We start from the raw sequence: 15,090 nt of genomic DNA, 5'->3' as shown, positions 1-15,090 counted from the left end.
CTACAATGGCCGCTTCCTCGTTTGGCCATCCGGATCTCCCCTACGTGATCTCCCGAGACGAATACGACGCGCTGGTGGCCCAGGGCCACACCCGCATCCCGCTGGTGCGCGAGGTGTTCTCCGACCTCGACACGCCGCTGTCGGTGTACCTGAAGCTGGCCGATGGCCCGTACACCTTCCTGTTCGAGTCGGTCGAGGGCGGCGCCACCTGGGGGCGCTATTCGATCATCGGCCTGCCGGCGAAGCGGGTGTTTCGCCTGCATGGGCATGAGCTCGAAGTGGAAGACTCCGGCGAAGTCAGCGAGCGCCGGCACCTGGATGATCCGCTGGCGGAAATCGAGAAGCTGCGCGCGCAGTACGACGTGCCGCGGCTGCCGCAGCTGCCCGCGTTCTCGGGCGGCCTGGTCGGCTACTTCGGCTTCGAGACGATCGGCTACATCGAGCCGCGCCTCGCGCAGTGGGATCGCGCCGACGAATTGCGCACGCCCGACGTGCTCCTGATGCTGGCCGAGGAAGTGGCCGTATTCGACAACCTCAAGGGCCGGCTGTACCTGATCGTGCATGCGGACCCCGCGCAGCCGCAGGCGTATGCCGCCGCGCAGCGCCGGCTCGATGCGCTGGTCTACCGGCTGCGCCAGGGCGGCGCGTCATATCCGCAGCTCACGCAGTCGATCGCGCTGGACGAGGGCGACTTCAAGTCCTCGTTTACCAGGGACGAGTTCGAGGCGATGGTGGAGAAGGCGAAGGAGTACATCCGCGCCGGCGACATCTTCCAGGTGGTGCCGTCGCAGCGTCTCAGCGTCGGCTTCAACGCGCGGCCGGTGGACGTGTACCGCGCGCTGCGCGCACTGAACCCGTCGCCGTACATGTACTTCGTCGACCTCGGCGAAACGCAGATCGTGGGCTCCTCGCCGGAGATCCTGGCGCGGCTGAAGGACGGCAAGGTGGTGGTGCGCCCGCTCGCCGGCACGCGCAGGCGCGGTGCCACGGAAGCGGAAGACCAGGCGCTGGAAGCCGAGCTGCTGGCCGACCCGAAGGAGCGCGCCGAGCACGTGATGCTGATCGACCTCGGCCGCAACGACCTGGGCCGGATCAGCGAGACCGGCAGCGTGGAGGTGAGCGGCTCGTTTGCGATCGAGCGCTACTCGCACGTGATGCACATCGTGTCGCAGGTGCAGGGCACGGTGCGCAAAGGCTTGAGCTATATGGACGTGCTGAAGGCCACCTTCCCGGCCGGCACGCTCTCGGGCGCGCCGAAGGTGCGCGCGCTGGAGATCATCCAGGAACTGGAACCGTACAAGCGCAACATCTACGGCGGCGCGATCGGCTGGATCGGCTGGTGGGGCGACGCCGACACCGCCATCGCGATCCGCACCGCGGTGATCCATGGCGGCCGCCTGCACGTGCAGGCCGGCGCCGGCATCGTGTTCGACTCCGATCCCGCCGCCGAGTGGGAGGAGACGATGAACAAGGGCCGCGCGCTGTTCCGCGCGGTGGCGCAGGCGGCGAAGGGGCTGTAGGCGCGGCTGTCGCCGGCTGCTTCGTCCAGCCTGCGACTCGTTCGGGCGGTGTGCCCGTACGCGGCTGTTCCGACGTTCGAGGTGCGACTCGACGAGCAGGCCTGCGCGTCGGACCCCGTGGTTGCCAGCACATCGTTGAACGCAATTTCTTGCAGGGTTTTGCGGCGAATTGGTACGTTATATCGTTGCGTCTCCGATCTTCTCGCCAAGACGCGCCCGCATGAACGACCCGTGGTTCGAGTGCTTGCCGGCACCGTCGACATGATGGCTGCGATGATCGGGCGAGCGCGCTCATTGCGATCCACGGCGTGGTTGCCGTTGTGGCGTCTGCTTGCGGCTGTCGTCGTGCTGGGTCTCGCCGGGTGCGCGGTGGGGCCGGATTTTCAGCGGCCGGCCGCACCCGCAGTCGGCCGCCTGACCGCCGCCCCGCTGCCGACCACCACCGCCGGTGCGGATGTCGCGGGCGGGCAGCCGCAGCGCTTCGTCCTGGACGCCGACATTCCCGCGCAGTGGTGGACACTGTTCCATTCCGCCGAGCTCAATGCGCTGATCGAACAATCGCTGGCGCACAACTCCGATCTGAAGGCCGCGCAGGCAGCGTTGGCGGTGGCGCACGAGAATGCCCGGGCGCAGCGCGGTGCCTACTACCCCGCGGTCAACGCCGGCTTCTCGGCTACCCGCCAGAAGCAATCACAGCAGGTTGCGCCCGGGCCGAACTATCCGGTGGTACCCCAGGAGTATCTGTACAGCTTCTTCACTCCGCAGCTCAGCATTTCGTATGCGCCGGACCTGTTCGGCCTGAACCGGCGCACGGTGGAGTCGCTGCAGGCGCAGGAGCAGTCCGTGCGTTTCCAGATGATCGCCGCCCGCATCACGCTGAGTACCAACGTGGTGGCGGCGGCCGTGCAGCAGGCCTCGTTGCGGGAGCAGATCGCCGCGAGCCGCGAGCTGATCGCGATCGACTCGAAAATGGTGGACATCCTGCGCTACCAGCTGGCCAAGGGGTATGCCGGCCGGCTCGATCTCGCCGCGCAGGAATCGCAGCTGGCCCAGCTGCAGGCCACGCTGCCGCCGTTGCTGACCCGGCTGGATCAGCAGAACGATTTGCTGGCGGTGCTGGCCGGGCGGTTGCCCAGTGGGGCGCCGGCGCCGGCATTCGATCTGGCCAGCCTGCACTTGCCGCAGCAACTGCCGCTGAGCCTGCCATCCAGGCTGGTGGCACAGCGTCCGGACGTGCGCCAGGCCGAGGCGAACATGCATGCGGCCAGCGCCAATATCGGCGTGGCGATCGCGAATCGGTTGCCGAATGTTTCATTGACCGCGAACGCGGGCAGCACCGCGGTGGCGATCGGCCAGGTGTTCAAGAGCGGTACGGGCTTCTGGGGCATCGGTGCCGATATCGCCGCGCCGATTTTTCACGGCGGCAGCCTGCTGCACCAGGAACGCGCCGCCAAGGCGGCCTACGTGCAGGCGTCCGAGCAATACCGCAGCACGGTGCTGACGGCGTTCCAGAATGTGGCCGATACGCTGGCCGCATTGCAGCACGACGCCGAAGGCCTGCAGGCGGCGAGCAGCGCCGCACAGGCGGCGAAGCTCACCCTGGATCTGTCGCAGCGGCAGTACAAGGACGGCTATGCCGGCTACCTGTCGCTGCTCGGTGCCGAGCAGGGCTACCAGCAGGCGCGCATCGCGCTGGTGCAGGCGCAGGCCAGCCGCTACGCCGACACCGCGGCGCTGTTCCAGGCGCTGGGCGGTGGCTGGTGGAACGCCGCGGACGGCGCGCAGGCCCATTCCGCAGCGACGCAGCCACGCCCCTCCGATTCGGATCACGCCAAGGCAGACCGGGACAGCGATGAAAAGTAGATCATCTTCGGCGTCGTGCCGGATACCGTGGCGTCCTGTGGCATTCGCGCTCGCGCTGGGCGCGGTGCTTGCTGCGGCCGGCTGTTCCTCCAGGTCCGAAGCGCAACACGCTGCGGCATCCGACACGCCGCAGAACGTGACGATGACGCCGGCGCAGCGCCAGCGCATCCATCTGTTCACCGTCGCGCCGGCCAGCTTCCATCGCGCGATCGAGACCACCGGCGTGGTGGATTTCGACAACGACCAGGCGACCGGCGTGCTCGCGCCGTTCTCCGGACCGGTGTTGCGCGTGCTGGTGGCGCCGGGCGACCAGGTGCACCAGGGCCAGCCGCTGGCGCTGGTGGACTCGCCGGACTTCGCCGCCGCGATCGGCGCCTATCGCAAGGCACTGGCCAGTGCGCGCAACGCCCGCAAATTGGCCGACACCGACCAGGACCTGCTGCAGCACCAAGGCGTATCGCGGCGCGAGGCCGAGCAGGCGCAGACCGACGCCGCCAGCGCCGAAGCCGACCGCGATGCAGCGTTGCAGGCGCTGGTGGCGCTGCATGTCGACGCCGGCACGATCGAGGCGATCCAGTCCGGCCGCACGGTGGCGCGCACGCAGGGCATCATCCGCGCACCGGTCGCCGGTACCGTGGTGGAAAAGCTGATCAGCCCCGGGCAGCTGTTGCAGGCGGGCACGACGCCGTGCTTCACCGTGGCCGACCTGTCCAAGGTGTGGGTGATGGCGCAGGTGACGGCAGCGGAGCTTGCCGGAATCCGGGTCGGCGACCCGGCGCAGGCCGAGGCTGCAGCGGGTGGCGAGCTGGCGGGCACGCTGGACAACATCGCCGCGGTGGTGAACCCGAACACTCGTGCGATTGCCGCGCGCATCGTGGTGCCGAACCCGCAGGGCGCGCTGCGCAAACAGATGTACGTGCGCGTGCGGATCCAGTCGCGCCAGGCCAGCAAGGGCCTGCTGGTTCCGGCGTCGGCGCTGCTGCGCGACGACGACAACCTGCCGTTCGTCTATCTCGCCCAGGCCGACGGCAGCTTCGCGCGGCGGCACGTCACGACGGGTTCGCGCACGGGTGACGACTACCTGGTCAGCGACGGCCTCAGGCCGGGCGACCGAATCGTGGTCGACGGCGGCATCTTCGTGCAGTTCATGCAGAACCAATGAGCGACCCGCTGCCGCCCATGCCGTCGCGTGCGGCCTCGCTGATGAATCGCATCGTCGGTGCCTCGCTGGCGCAACGCTTCCTGGTCGCCTTGCTGGTGCTGGTGCTGATCGGCGCCGGTGTGCATGCGCTGCACCGCCTGCCGGTGGATGCCTACCCCGACCTGTCGCCGCCCAGCGTGGAGATCGTCACGCAGTGGCCGGGGCATACCGCCGAGGAAGTGGAGCGGCTGATCACGGTGCCGGCCGAGCGCGGCATGACCGGTATCCCGAAGACCGCCAACGTCCGCTCGATCTCGCTGTACGGCCTGTCGGTGGTCACGCTGACCTTCGACATCGGCACCGGCAACTATTTCGCGCGGCAGCAGGTGTTCAATCGGCTCGGTGGTCTCGAGCTTCCTGACGGCGTGAAGCCGTCGGTGTCGCCGCTGTCGTCGCCGTCGGGGCTGATCTACCGCTACGTGCTGCAGAGCTCCGACCGTTCGCCGATGGAGCTGAAGACGTTCGAGGACTGGGTGGTCGAGCCGCAGTACCGCGCGGTCGCCGGCGTGGCGGACGACTCCGGCTTCGGCGGCGGCACGATGCAGTACCAGGTGCTGCTCGACCCGGCCAAACTCGCCGGCGTCGGCCTGAGCGCAACGCAGGTGCAGGCCGCGCTGGCCGCCAACAACGCCAACGCCGGCGGCGGCTTCTATTCGCAGGGTGGCCAGTTCTACTACGTGCGCGGCGTGGGCCGGCTGCGCACGCTGGAGGACATCGGCAATGTGGTGCTGGCGGTGCACGACGGCAATCCGGTGCTGGTCAAGGACGTCGGCCGCGTGGTCATCGGCATCGCGCCGCGGCTGGGCCTGTTCGGTTACGAGAAGCAGAACGACGCGGTCGAGGGGGTGATCTCGCTGCGCACCGGCGAGAAGACCCAGGACGTGCTGCAGCGGGTCGAGGCGAAGACGCAGGAGCTCAACGAGCAGATCCTGCCGAAGGACATCAAGGTCCACCCGTTCTACGACCGCAGCGACCTGGTGACGATCACCACCCAGGTGGTCAGGGACAACCTGCTGCGCGGCATGCTGCTGGTCGTGGTGGTGCTGATCTTCTTCCTGTACGACGTGCGTACCGGGCTGATCGTGGCGGTCACCATCCCGCTGTCCCTGCTGGTCGCCTTCATCGGGCTGGACCTGCAGGGCGCCTCGGCCAACCTGCTGTCGATCGGCGCGATCGACTTCGGCATCCTGGTCGACGCGGCGGTGGTGATGGTGGAGAACATCCATCGCCAGCTCGCCGATCGCGCGGGCACGAAGTTCAACGTCGTCGAGGTGATCCGCGACGCGGCGGCGGAGGTCGACCGCCCGCTGTTCTACGCGGTGGCGGTGATCGTGGTCAGCTTCCTGCCGATCTACGTGCTGTCCGGGCCGTCCGGCACGCTGTTCAAGCCGATGGCGGACACCATGGTGTTCGCGCTGGTCGGCTCGCTCGCCGTTACGCTGACGCTGCTGCCGGTGCTGTGTTCGTGGCTGATGCGCAAGGGCGTACGCGAGCGGCGCAACCGCATGTTCGAGGCGATCAGGTCGGTCTATGCCAAGGGTCTGGATTTCTGCCTCGCCCGGGCATGGCTGACCACGGCGGTCTCGGCGTTGCTGCTGGGCTTGTCGCTGCTGCTGGTGCCGCGCATCGGCGCGGAGTTCATGCCGCACCTGGACGAGGGCGCGCTGTGGGTGCGCGCGACCATGCCGTACACCATCTCGTTCGACGAGTCGGCGAAAATCGCGCCACAGATCCGCGCCATCCTGCGCTCGTTCCCCGAGGTCACCACGGTTGCCTCGGAGCTGGGCCGGCCCGACGATGGCACCGATCACACCGGCTTCTTCAACGTCGAGTTCTACGTCGGCCTGAAGCCGTACGCGCAGTGGAAGGGCGCGTACCACGACAAGGCCGAACTGATCGCAGCGATCAACCGCAAGCTGCAAGTCTTCCCCGGCATCAGCTTCAACTACACCCAGCCGGCCGAGGACGCGGTGGACGAGGCCGAGACCGGCCTGAAGAGCGCGCTGGCGGTGAAGGTGTTCGGCACCGATCTGAACACGCTGCAGGCGAAGGGCAAGGCGATCAAACACGTGCTGGAACAGGTGCGCGGCATCCGTGACGTGACGCTGGTGCAGGAGCTCGGCCAGCCCAGCCTCAGCATCACCATCAACCGCGCGGTGATCGCCCGCTACGGCCTGAACGTGGACGACATCAACGGTCTGATCCAGACCGCGATCGGCGGCGACGTGGCCACCCAGGTGATCCAGGGCGAGAAGCAGTTCGATCTGGTCGTGCGGCTGGACCAGCCGTTCCGCGACAACGCCGAGGCGATCGGCAACATCCTGGTGGCCACGCCCGGCGGCCAGCAGCTGCCGCTGAAGGAATTCGCCGATATCCGGGTGACCAGCGGCGCCTCCTTCATCTACCGGCAGGACAACTCGCGCTACATCGGCGTGCAGTTCTCGGTGGAAGGCCGCGACCTGGCCGGCGCGGTGGAGGATGCGATCGCCCAGGTCGACGCGAAGGTGAAGCTGCAACAGGGCTACCGGCTGGACTGGGGCGGCGAGTACAAGGAATACACCGCTTCGCGCGCGCAGCTGAACCTGATCGTGCCGCTCACCGTGGGTTTGATCTTCCTGCTGCTGTTCGCGCTGTACAGCAACTTCAAGTTCCCCTTCATCACCGTGCTCGGCGTGGTGCTGTCCGCGCCGGCCGGCGGCATCATCGCGCTGTGGCTGACCGGCACGCCGTTCTCGGTGTCCTCGGGCATCGGCTTCCTCGCGCTGTTCGGCGTCTCGGTGCAGACCGCGGTGGTGTACATCTCCTACGTCAACGAGCTGCGCCGCAACGGCGTCGGCGTGGCCGAGGCGATCCGCGAAGGCGCGATCCTGCGCCTGCGTCCGATCATGATGACCGCGCTGGTGGCCGCGCTCGGCCTGCTGCCGGCGGCGCTGGCCACCGGCGTCGGCACCGACACGCAGCGGCCGTTCGCGCTGGTCATCGTCAGCGGCCTGTTCACCCGCCTGCTGATCAGCGTGTTCCTGATGCCGGCGCTGTACGCGATCGTGGCGCGGCCGGACGACCGCCTGGAGGTGTAGCCGGGGTGGCTCAGTTCCCGCTGCCGCCCACGATCCGCTGCGCCAGGTTGTACAGGATGCGCAGGTCTTCGTCGTCCAGCGTGTCGCCCTGCATGCCGCGGAAGTGGTGGTGGAACGCGCGCACCGCAGCGGGGCGGTCGTCCAGCGGGTAGCCGACCAGGCCCAGCGCCATCCACGGGTCGAAGCCGGCGGGCGGCTCGACCAGTTCGCCCTGTGGCCAGCGGCCGTAGCCGGCGGCGGCGAGCTGCTGCCACGGGAACAGCGGGCCGGGGTCGTCCTTGCGGCCGGGGGCGAGGTCCTCATGACCGATGATCTGGGTGGGCGGGATGCGCAGCCGCGTGGTGAGGTCGGCGAGCAGGCGCAGCAGGCCGTCGATCTGCGGCTGGGCGAACGGCGTGGCACCGTCGTTGTCCAGCTCGATGCCGATCGAGGCGGAGTTGAGGTCGGTGATGGTGCCCCAGCGGCCCGGACCGGCCTGCCAGGCGCGCCACTGGTCGGGCACCAGCTGGTAGATGTGGCCGTCGGCGCCGATCAGGTAATGCGCGCTGACCGGGCCCATGCTGTTGCTCGAGCGCAGGGTGTCCAGGCTCTGCTGCACCGACTGCTGCTGTGTGTAGTGCAGCACGATCAGCACCGGCCGACGGATGTCGTGGTTCGGCGATGGCACCCAGGTCGCCAGCGGGTTGCGCGGCGGCAGCGGGGCGCAGGCGGCGAGCAGGGCGAGCGGGATCAGCAGGCCAACGATGTGCAGAAGGCGGAATGCAGGGAGTGTCGGGCACATGGCGTTGGGCTTGATGGCTCGTCATTCCGGCGAACGCCGGAATCCAGTCGGGTGACTCGTGCGAAGTACTCAAAATCCATTTCGTGTGCTTCGCACGCATATATCACTGGATGACCAGCCTACGACTGTTGAAATGCGTCTCCGGCTTTCGCTGGAATGACGGTGAAGGTGGGCGAAAGTGATGGCAGCGGTCAATGCAGATAGGGCTCGGCGATCGCCAGTGCGGTGCGGTAAGGCTCCGGGTCGTTGCGGTTGCTGAGCAGGATCACCGTGAGGCGCTGCTGCGGCCAGCGCACGATCACGTTGCGGAAGCCGATGCTTTCGCCGGAGTGCCACAGTGTGTCGCCGGTGATGCGCCAGCCGTAGCCGTAGCTGGCCTGGTACGGTTCGCCGGTGACCTTCACGTGCGGGCTGAAGGCCAGCCGCCGCGAGGCGGCGCTGAGCAGGCGGTCGTCGTACAGGGCGGCGTCCCACTTGGCCAGGTCGTCGATCGAGGAGTAGATGCCGCCGTCGCCGCGGGTGGCGCTGGTGATGCTCTGGTCGGTGCGCGTCCAGTGGCCGTGCTCCTCGCTGTAGCCGTAGGCGCGGTCCGCCACTTCCGGCCCCTTGCCGTGCTCGTAGAGCAGGGTGTGGTCCATGTGCAGCGGCCGGAAGATGCGCTGCTTGAGGTACAGCGGCAGGCTCATGCCGGAGGCGCGTTCCACCACCAGGCCGAGCAGCACGTAGCCGGAGTTGCTGTAGCGGTAGGCACTGCCCGGCGCGAAGTAGGTCCTCGGCGTGGCGGAGAGCAGGCGCAGCACGTCGTCGTCGCTGACCTGGGCGGTGGTGCCGGGCGGGATCAGGTCCTCGTAGTCGACCAGGCCGCCGGTGTGGTCGAGCAGCTGGCGCAGCGTGACCGCGGCCGTCGTCTGCGGCAGCGTGGGCAGCCAGCGCTGCACCGGGTCGTCCAGGTGGAGGTGGCCGTCCTCGACCAGCAGCAGGATCGCCGCGGCGGTGAACTGCTTGCTCACCGAGGCGAGCCGGTAGTTGGTGGCCGGCGTGGCGCGCTCGCGGTCTTCGAGATTGGCCAGGCCGTAGCCGCGGCGCACGATCGGCTTGCCATCCTTGAGCACCAGCAGCGAGGCGCCGGGCACGTCGCCGGCGTACTTCTGCATCAACTGATCGGCGTGGCGGATGGCATCGGCGGTCGATGCGCCAGCGCTGCCGGCGCAGAACAGCATCGAGACGAAGATCGTGGCGAGACGCATGGCAAGGCTCCGTGCCTTTGGTTTGAGCCCCTCTCCCGTCGGGAGAGGGGTTGGGGTGAGGGTGCGGGATCGCCGCGGTGCTCGGCTCCGCCCGGACCCTCTCCCCCGACCCCTCTCCCACGGGGAGAGGGGAGTTTCGATGGGTACGGCGTCATTGCACCGGCACGTCGTACAGCGTGTGCGGCGTGGGTTCCGGCGTTAGCGTGTAATGCCACCACTCCAGCGCATAGTTGCGGAAACCCTCGCGCTCCATTGCATCGCGCAGCAGCAGACGGTTCGCATGCTGCGCGGCAGTGATGCCGGGCGCATCGGTGTGCGCGCGCACGTCGAAGAAGTCGAAATCGGTGCCCATGTCCAGCGGCGTGCAGTGCGTGCCGTCGGCGGCGCAGCGCTGCAGGGTGAGGTCGGCGGTGGCGCCGCGGCTGTGGCCGGAGACCGGTGCGATGTAATCGCCGAGCAGTTTCGACTTGTCCAGCGTGGGATAGTGCTGCGGCTTGGTACGCTGGTCGTTGAGGTCGTGCGCCCAGCGCACGAAATGCGCCACGGCGCGGGCCGGGCGATAGCAGTCCCAGATCTTCAGGCGCAGCTGCTGCGTGCGCAGCTCGCGCTCGACCCGCGCCAGCGCTTCGGCGACCGGGCGCAGCAGCAGGCACTTCGGTGCCAGGTAGCCATCGACCGGCGCACCCACGAAGTTGTTGTGGCCAGCGTACTTGATGTCTTCGGCGATGTCCGGCACCAGCATGCGGATGTCGACGAGGTTCGCCGCAGCGGCCGTCCTGACGGGCGACAGGGTGGGTGGCTGCTCCGCGCGGGCGATGCCACCGGAGGCGACGAGCCAGGCGAGCACGAACAGACACCAAGCTGTCGTAGGAGCCCGCTTGCGGGCGATGCTCTTGGGGTCGGGATTTGGGATATGGGATTCGGGATTCGTGAGAGCAAAAGCATCGCCCGCGAGCGGGCTCCTACGGGGCGTCACTAGTGAGTGGGTGATCATGGGCAGCGTCCTACGCGGCGGAAGTCGAGGTCTTCATAATCGGAGCTGAAGTCGCCCAGCGGGTCGAGCTTGGCCATGCGCAGGGCGATCGGCTGGTCGTTGCTGACGGCGCGAAAATCCAGCCAGGCGTCGAGGTTGGCCGAATCGTCCCAGTGCACCAGGTAGCGATCGCCCAGGCGCATCACCGTGCCGGCCAGTGTCGGCGACTTCGCGGCGGCGAAATGCATCTTCCCCTCGCGCGGGCATAGCGTGACGTCGCCGAACCACGCGTCGCGATACTGCCCGCTCCAGTGCGCCAGTTCGGCCGGCGAGGCTGGCCGCTGCGCCGAGGTATCCGGCGCGGACGACGACGGCGCCCGCTGCTTCGCCCGCTGCGCCAGCGCATCGGCGTACCAGTCCACGCCGCGATCGTCGCCGGGCGCGGTGAAGTGCTTCATCAATACTTCGCCAAGCACGGTGCGCGCTTCGTCCGCGTCGCCGTTGATCATGAACACGAAGCCGTCGTCGCGGTCGGGCAGCAGGGCCAGCATCGAGTACATGCCGTTCAGCGTGCCGGTGTGCCACACGCTCCACTGGCCGTCGACGTCGGCCATGCGCCAGCCGTAGCCGTAGGCCATCACGTGCGTGTTATCCCAGGCGCGGCGCTGTTCGGAAATCGGGATCAGCATGTGCGGCGCCTGCAGCACTTCGCGCTGCACCGGCGACAGCCATTGCAGCTGCGCGTGGGTGGGTGTCAGCCAGTTGCGCGCCCAGCTCAGCATGTCGGTGAGGCCGCAGCGGATGCCGCCGGCCGCCGCGGAGGTGATCGCGGGGATTGCCGTGGCCTCGGGCATCGCCACATTGCGGTTGCCGTCGCGACGGTGCGGCGCGGCCACGTCGCCGACCGCGTCGCGGTTCCATGCGCCGACCTGGCAGCGGTCCAGCCCCAGCGGCGCGAACACCTCGCGGCGCATCAGCGTCTCGTACGGCGCACCGCCTGCGGCGGCGGCCACTTCGCCGGCCACCACGTAGAGCAGGTTGTCGTACTGGTACTGCGCACGGAAGCTGTAGCTGGGCTTGATGAAGGCCAGGCCGTGGATGATGTCGGCGCGGGTGAACGCATTCGGCTCCGGCCACAGCATCAGGTCGCCGCCGCCCTCGGGCAGGCCGCTGGAATGGGTGAGCAGGTCGGCCACGCGCATGTTCGTGGTGACCCACGGGTCGTGCATGCGGAACTGCGGCAGGTACTTCGTCACCGGATCGTCCCAGCGCAGCTTGCCCTGGTCGACCAGCCGGCCGAGCAGGGCGGTGGTCATCGCCTTGCTGTTGGAGGCGATCTTGAACAGCGTGCGCGGGGTGACCGGCTGGCCAGAGCCGGCGACGGTCTCGCCGGCGGTGCGCATATAGACGACCTGCCCGTTCTCGATCACGCCGACGGCGATGCCGGGCAGATGATAGCGGGCGACGACGGCGTCGACGATGGGGTCATAGATGCGGTTGGCGGATCGGGCGTTGGTGCCAAACGGTGCGAGTAGGAGCAGAAGGGCAAGAGCACCCCACCCCAGCCCTCCCCTGCAATGCAGGGGAGGGAGCGAATGCTTCTGGCTCCTCCCCCTGCCTGCAGGGGGAGGTTGGGAGGGGGTGGCTCGGGCGTGCGGGAGAGCACCCCACCCCAACCCTCCCCTGCAATGCAGGGGAGGGAGCAGAGCGTCGGCGCTGCGCTTCTGACTCCTCCCCCTGCTTGCAGGGGGAGGCAGGGAAGGGGTGGCCCGGGCGTGCGGGAGAGCACCCCATCCCAACCCTCCCCTGCAATGCAGGGGAGGGAGCAGAAAGTGCGCGGCGTCAATGTTGCGCATGCCGCTCGACCTCGCCCCACACGCGCAGCAGGTTGCCGCCCCACAGTTTGGCGATGTCGGCGTCGCTGAAGCCGGCCTTGCGCAGCGCAGCGGTGACGTTGCGGGTTTCGCTGGCGTCCTTCCAGCTGGTGATGCCACCACCGCCGTCGAAGTCAGAGGCGAGGCCGACGTGGTCGATGCCAGCCACTTTCACCATGTGCCGGATCTGCTTCACGTAGTCGTCCAGCGTGGCCAGCGGGTAGGTCTTCTGGATCTCGGCCATGCCTGCTTCCATCTCGGGCCGGTAGTCGTCGTTGTCGCTGTCGTATGCCTTCTCGCCGGCCTGTTTGGCCACGGCCTCCTGCAATTTCTTCTCGGCAGCCTCGCGGCCGGGGTCGTGCTTCAGGAATTCCTTGTACGCCACTGCCTGCACCACGCCGCCCTTCGCGGCGATCGCGCGCAGCAGCTCGTCGGGCAGGTTGCGCGGGTGGTCGAGCACGGCGCGGGCACCGGAGTGGGTGGCGATGATCGGGGCGGCGGATGCCTGGAGCGCATCGCGCACGCACTTGTCCGAGGCGTGCGAGATGTCGACCAGCATGCCGAGCTGGTTGGCGCGCTTCACCACGGCGCGGCCGAACGCGCTCATGCCCTGGTCGCCGGCGCTGTTCATCGCCGGCTCGCTGTGTTCGGTGTCGGGCAGCGAGCTGGTGCACAGGTCGTTGTTGCCGACATGGACCAGGCCGACCGAACGGGCGCCACGATCGAACGCGGCGTCGAGGCGGCGGAGGTCGTGGCCGAGCGAGTAGGCGTTCTCGATCTCGATGGTGGCCGAGAGCAGGCCGGCCTTGTGGTTGGCGACGAGCTGCTCCGGTGTGGTGGCCAGGCGGATGCGGTCGGGATACATCATCAGCATGCGGCCGATGCCGTCGTACTTCTGGCTGGCCTGCTGCACCGCCTTGGCGTAGCCGGCGGCGTCGAGTGCGTGCTGCGGCACCCACACCACGAAGAACACCGCGTTGAGGCCGCCGCGCTCCATCTTGCCGAGGTCGACCAGCAGGCGGGTGTCCTTGCCGACGTCGAAGCGCGGCTCGGCCATGTAGTTGAACGGAATGTCGACGTGGGTGTCGATGGTGACCGGTGGGTCCTGCGCGGCCTGCGCCGGCGAAGCGGCGGGCCAGGCCAGGGCGGCGAGAAGGGCGAGGCGGACGGTCAGGTTCATGCGGTTTCCCAGTTCCGCGCCGGCTGCTCGCCGGCGATCATTTCCTCGAAGTGCTGGCGACGGCGCACCACGGCATAGCGGCCCTGGTCGAGCAGGACCTCGGCCGCCAGCGTCCGCGAGTTGTAGCTGGACGCCATCGACGCACCGTACGCGCCGGTGGCCCTGATCAGCAAGAGGTCGCCCGCCGAGCACTCGGGCAGCTCGCGCGCCCGAGCGAAAGTATCGCCGGTTTCGCAGACCGGGCCGACGATGTCGTAGGTAGCCGGCGGGCGCGGTTCGTCCGCGACCGGCACGATGTCGTGCCAGGCGTCGTACAGGCTGGGCCGCTGCAGATCGTTCATCGCCGCGTCCAGCACCAGGAAGCGCCGCTCGGCGCCTTGCTTGATGCGCAGCACGCGGGTCAGCAGCACGCCAGCCTCGGCCACCAGCCAGCGGCCCGGCTCCAGCAGCAGGCGGCCGCGGAAGCCGGCCAGCGCGGCGCGGATCACGCCGACGTAATCGGTGGCAGCGAGTGGCCGGTCCACGCCGGCGCGGTAGCACACGCCGAGACCGCCGCCCACGTCGATGCTGTTGACCGGATGGCCGGCCTGTTCGAGTTCGCGCCAGAACGCGGCGACCCGCTGCAGCGCGAGGCGGAACGGGTCGAGGCTGAGGATCTGCGAGCCAATGTGCACGTGCAGGCCGTCGAGCTGCACGTGGGTCAGCGCCTTGCGGCCGGCGAACCAGCGGCGTGCCTCGTCGATGCTGACGCCGAACTTGTTTTCCGATTTGCCGGTGGAGATCCTCGCGTGGGTCTGCGCGTCCACGTCGGGGTTGATGCGCATTGCGGCACGCGCGGTCACCTCTTGCGCTTTCGCGAGGCGCTGCAGGGTGTGCAGCTCGTCCAGCGATTCGACGTTGAAGTGCATGATGCCGACGTTCAACGCGCCGGCGATCTCGTCGGCGCTCTTGCCGACGCCGGAAAACACGATGCGCTCGGCCGGGATGCCGGCGTTGAGCGCGCGGCGCAGTTCGCCGACCGAGACGATGTCGGCGCCGACGCCGGCGTTCGCCATCAATTGCAGGATGGCGAGGTTCGGGTTGGCCTTGACCGCGAAGCAGATGGCGGCGTCGAGGCCGGCCAGCGCGGCCTGGAGTTCGTCGATGCGCTGGCGGATCGCGCTGGCGGAGTAGGCATGAAAGGGGGTGGCGATGCGTTCGGCCAGTTGCCGCAGGTCGACGCCGTCGAACATGCCGGGGGCACCGTCCGTTTCCCGGGCGGTTTCCTGCGCTGCCGGGCGGTTCGTCGTCTGCGTGGGCATGGGTTCGCTATCGGTGGCTGGTGCGGTGGCGCCGGAAAAAAAGCGGCCCGCCAATTGCGCGGGCCACGGCCGG

The 15,090-nt window shown here is 68.6% G+C and carries 10 protein-coding genes; 4 read left to right on the top strand and 6 right to left on the bottom strand.

Annotated elements, in window-relative coordinates:
• Positions 1-44 precede the first annotated feature (44 nt).
• The 4 genes from trpE (at position 45) to LRK53_RS17070 (ending at position 7,661) form a co-directional block, all read left to right on the top strand.
• Positions 45-1,520: an anthranilate synthase component I gene (trpE, locus tag LRK53_RS17085; RefSeq protein ID WP_027492284.1), complete on the top strand. Its 1,476-nt coding sequence runs from the start codon at positions 45-47 to the stop codon at positions 1,518-1,520.
• An 81-nt stretch (positions 1,521-1,601) separates the two neighbouring features.
• Positions 1,602-3,383 carry an efflux transporter outer membrane subunit gene (locus LRK53_RS17080; protein ID WP_235642404.1) on the top strand — a complete coding sequence of 594 codons (1,782 nt, stop codon included), beginning with the start codon at positions 1,602-1,604 and terminating at the stop codon, positions 3,381-3,383.
• Positions 3,384-3,420: 37 nt separating this feature from the next.
• Positions 3,421-4,545, top strand: coding sequence for an efflux RND transporter periplasmic adaptor subunit (locus tag LRK53_RS17075; RefSeq protein WP_235642403.1), 1,125 nt, complete (start codon positions 3,421-3,423; stop codon positions 4,543-4,545).
• Positions 4,542-7,661, top strand: coding sequence for an efflux RND transporter permease subunit (locus LRK53_RS17070; RefSeq protein WP_037089345.1), 3,120 nt, complete (start codon positions 4,542-4,544; stop codon positions 7,659-7,661). Before LRK53_RS17075 ends, LRK53_RS17070 begins: the two co-directional genes overlap by 4 nt.
• A 10-nt stretch (positions 7,662-7,671) precedes the next feature.
• On the opposite strand, the gene LRK53_RS17065 is transcribed toward LRK53_RS17070, so the two are convergent.
• The 6 genes from LRK53_RS17065 to lysA form a co-directional block, all read right to left on the bottom strand.
• Complete coding sequence (locus tag LRK53_RS17065) at positions 7,672-8,442, bottom strand: N-acetylmuramoyl-L-alanine amidase (protein WP_235642402.1); 771 nt, start codon at positions 8,440-8,442, stop codon at positions 7,672-7,674.
• 191 nt (positions 8,443-8,633) lie between these two features.
• A complete protein-coding gene (locus tag LRK53_RS17060) occupies positions 8,634-9,662 on the bottom strand; it encodes a serine hydrolase domain-containing protein (RefSeq protein WP_235642668.1) in 1,029 nt (342 codons plus the stop codon).
• 178 nt (positions 9,663-9,840) lie between these two features.
• The gene (locus LRK53_RS17055) at positions 9,841-10,536 is read right to left on the bottom strand and encodes a M15 family metallopeptidase (RefSeq protein WP_027492279.1); all 696 of its coding nucleotides are present in this window, start codon (positions 10,534-10,536) and stop codon (positions 9,841-9,843) included.
• Between the two features lie 143 nt (positions 10,537-10,679).
• The gene (locus LRK53_RS17050) at positions 10,680-12,227 is read right to left on the bottom strand and encodes a serine hydrolase (RefSeq protein WP_051257541.1); all 1,548 of its coding nucleotides are present in this window, start codon (positions 12,225-12,227) and stop codon (positions 10,680-10,682) included.
• Positions 12,228-12,504: 277 nt separating this feature from the next.
• Positions 12,505-13,716, bottom strand: a complete 1,212-nt coding sequence (locus LRK53_RS17045; RefSeq protein ID WP_027492277.1) for a dipeptidase — start codon at positions 13,714-13,716, stop codon at positions 12,505-12,507.
• Entirely contained in the window at positions 13,713-15,017 is a 1,305-nt protein-coding gene (lysA, locus tag LRK53_RS17040; protein WP_027492276.1) for a diaminopimelate decarboxylase, read from the bottom strand. The genes LRK53_RS17045 and lysA overlap by 4 nt, the downstream gene beginning before the upstream one ends.
• Positions 15,018-15,090 lie beyond the last annotated feature (73 nt).

The sequence above is a fragment of the Rhodanobacter thiooxydans genome (assembly GCF_021545845.1).
Classification (GTDB): Bacteria; Pseudomonadota; Gammaproteobacteria; order Xanthomonadales; family Rhodanobacteraceae; genus Rhodanobacter.
Note: the sequence above shows the minus strand (reverse complement) of the source record. Positions and strands in the feature narration are given on the sequence as shown.

Excerpts from the sequence above, each read along its gene's own strand:
- LRK53_RS17070 (WP_037089345.1), top strand. The coding sequence starts at position 4,542 with ATGAGCGACCCGCTGCCGCCCATGCCGTCGCGTGCGGCCTCGCTGATG.
- LRK53_RS17065 (WP_235642402.1), bottom strand. The coding sequence starts at position 8,442 with ATGTGCCCGACACTCCCTGCATTCCGCCTTCTGCACATCGTTGGCCTG.
- LRK53_RS17045 (WP_027492277.1), bottom strand. The coding sequence starts at position 13,716 with ATGAACCTGACCGTCCGCCTCGCCCTTCTCGCCGCCCTGGCCTGGCCC.
- lysA (WP_027492276.1), bottom strand. The coding sequence starts at position 15,017 with ATGCCCACGCAGACGACGAACCGCCCGGCAGCGCAGGAAACCGCCCGG.
- LRK53_RS17060 (WP_235642668.1), bottom strand. The coding sequence starts at position 9,662 with ATGCTGTTCTGCGCCGGCAGCGCTGGCGCATCGACCGCCGATGCCATC.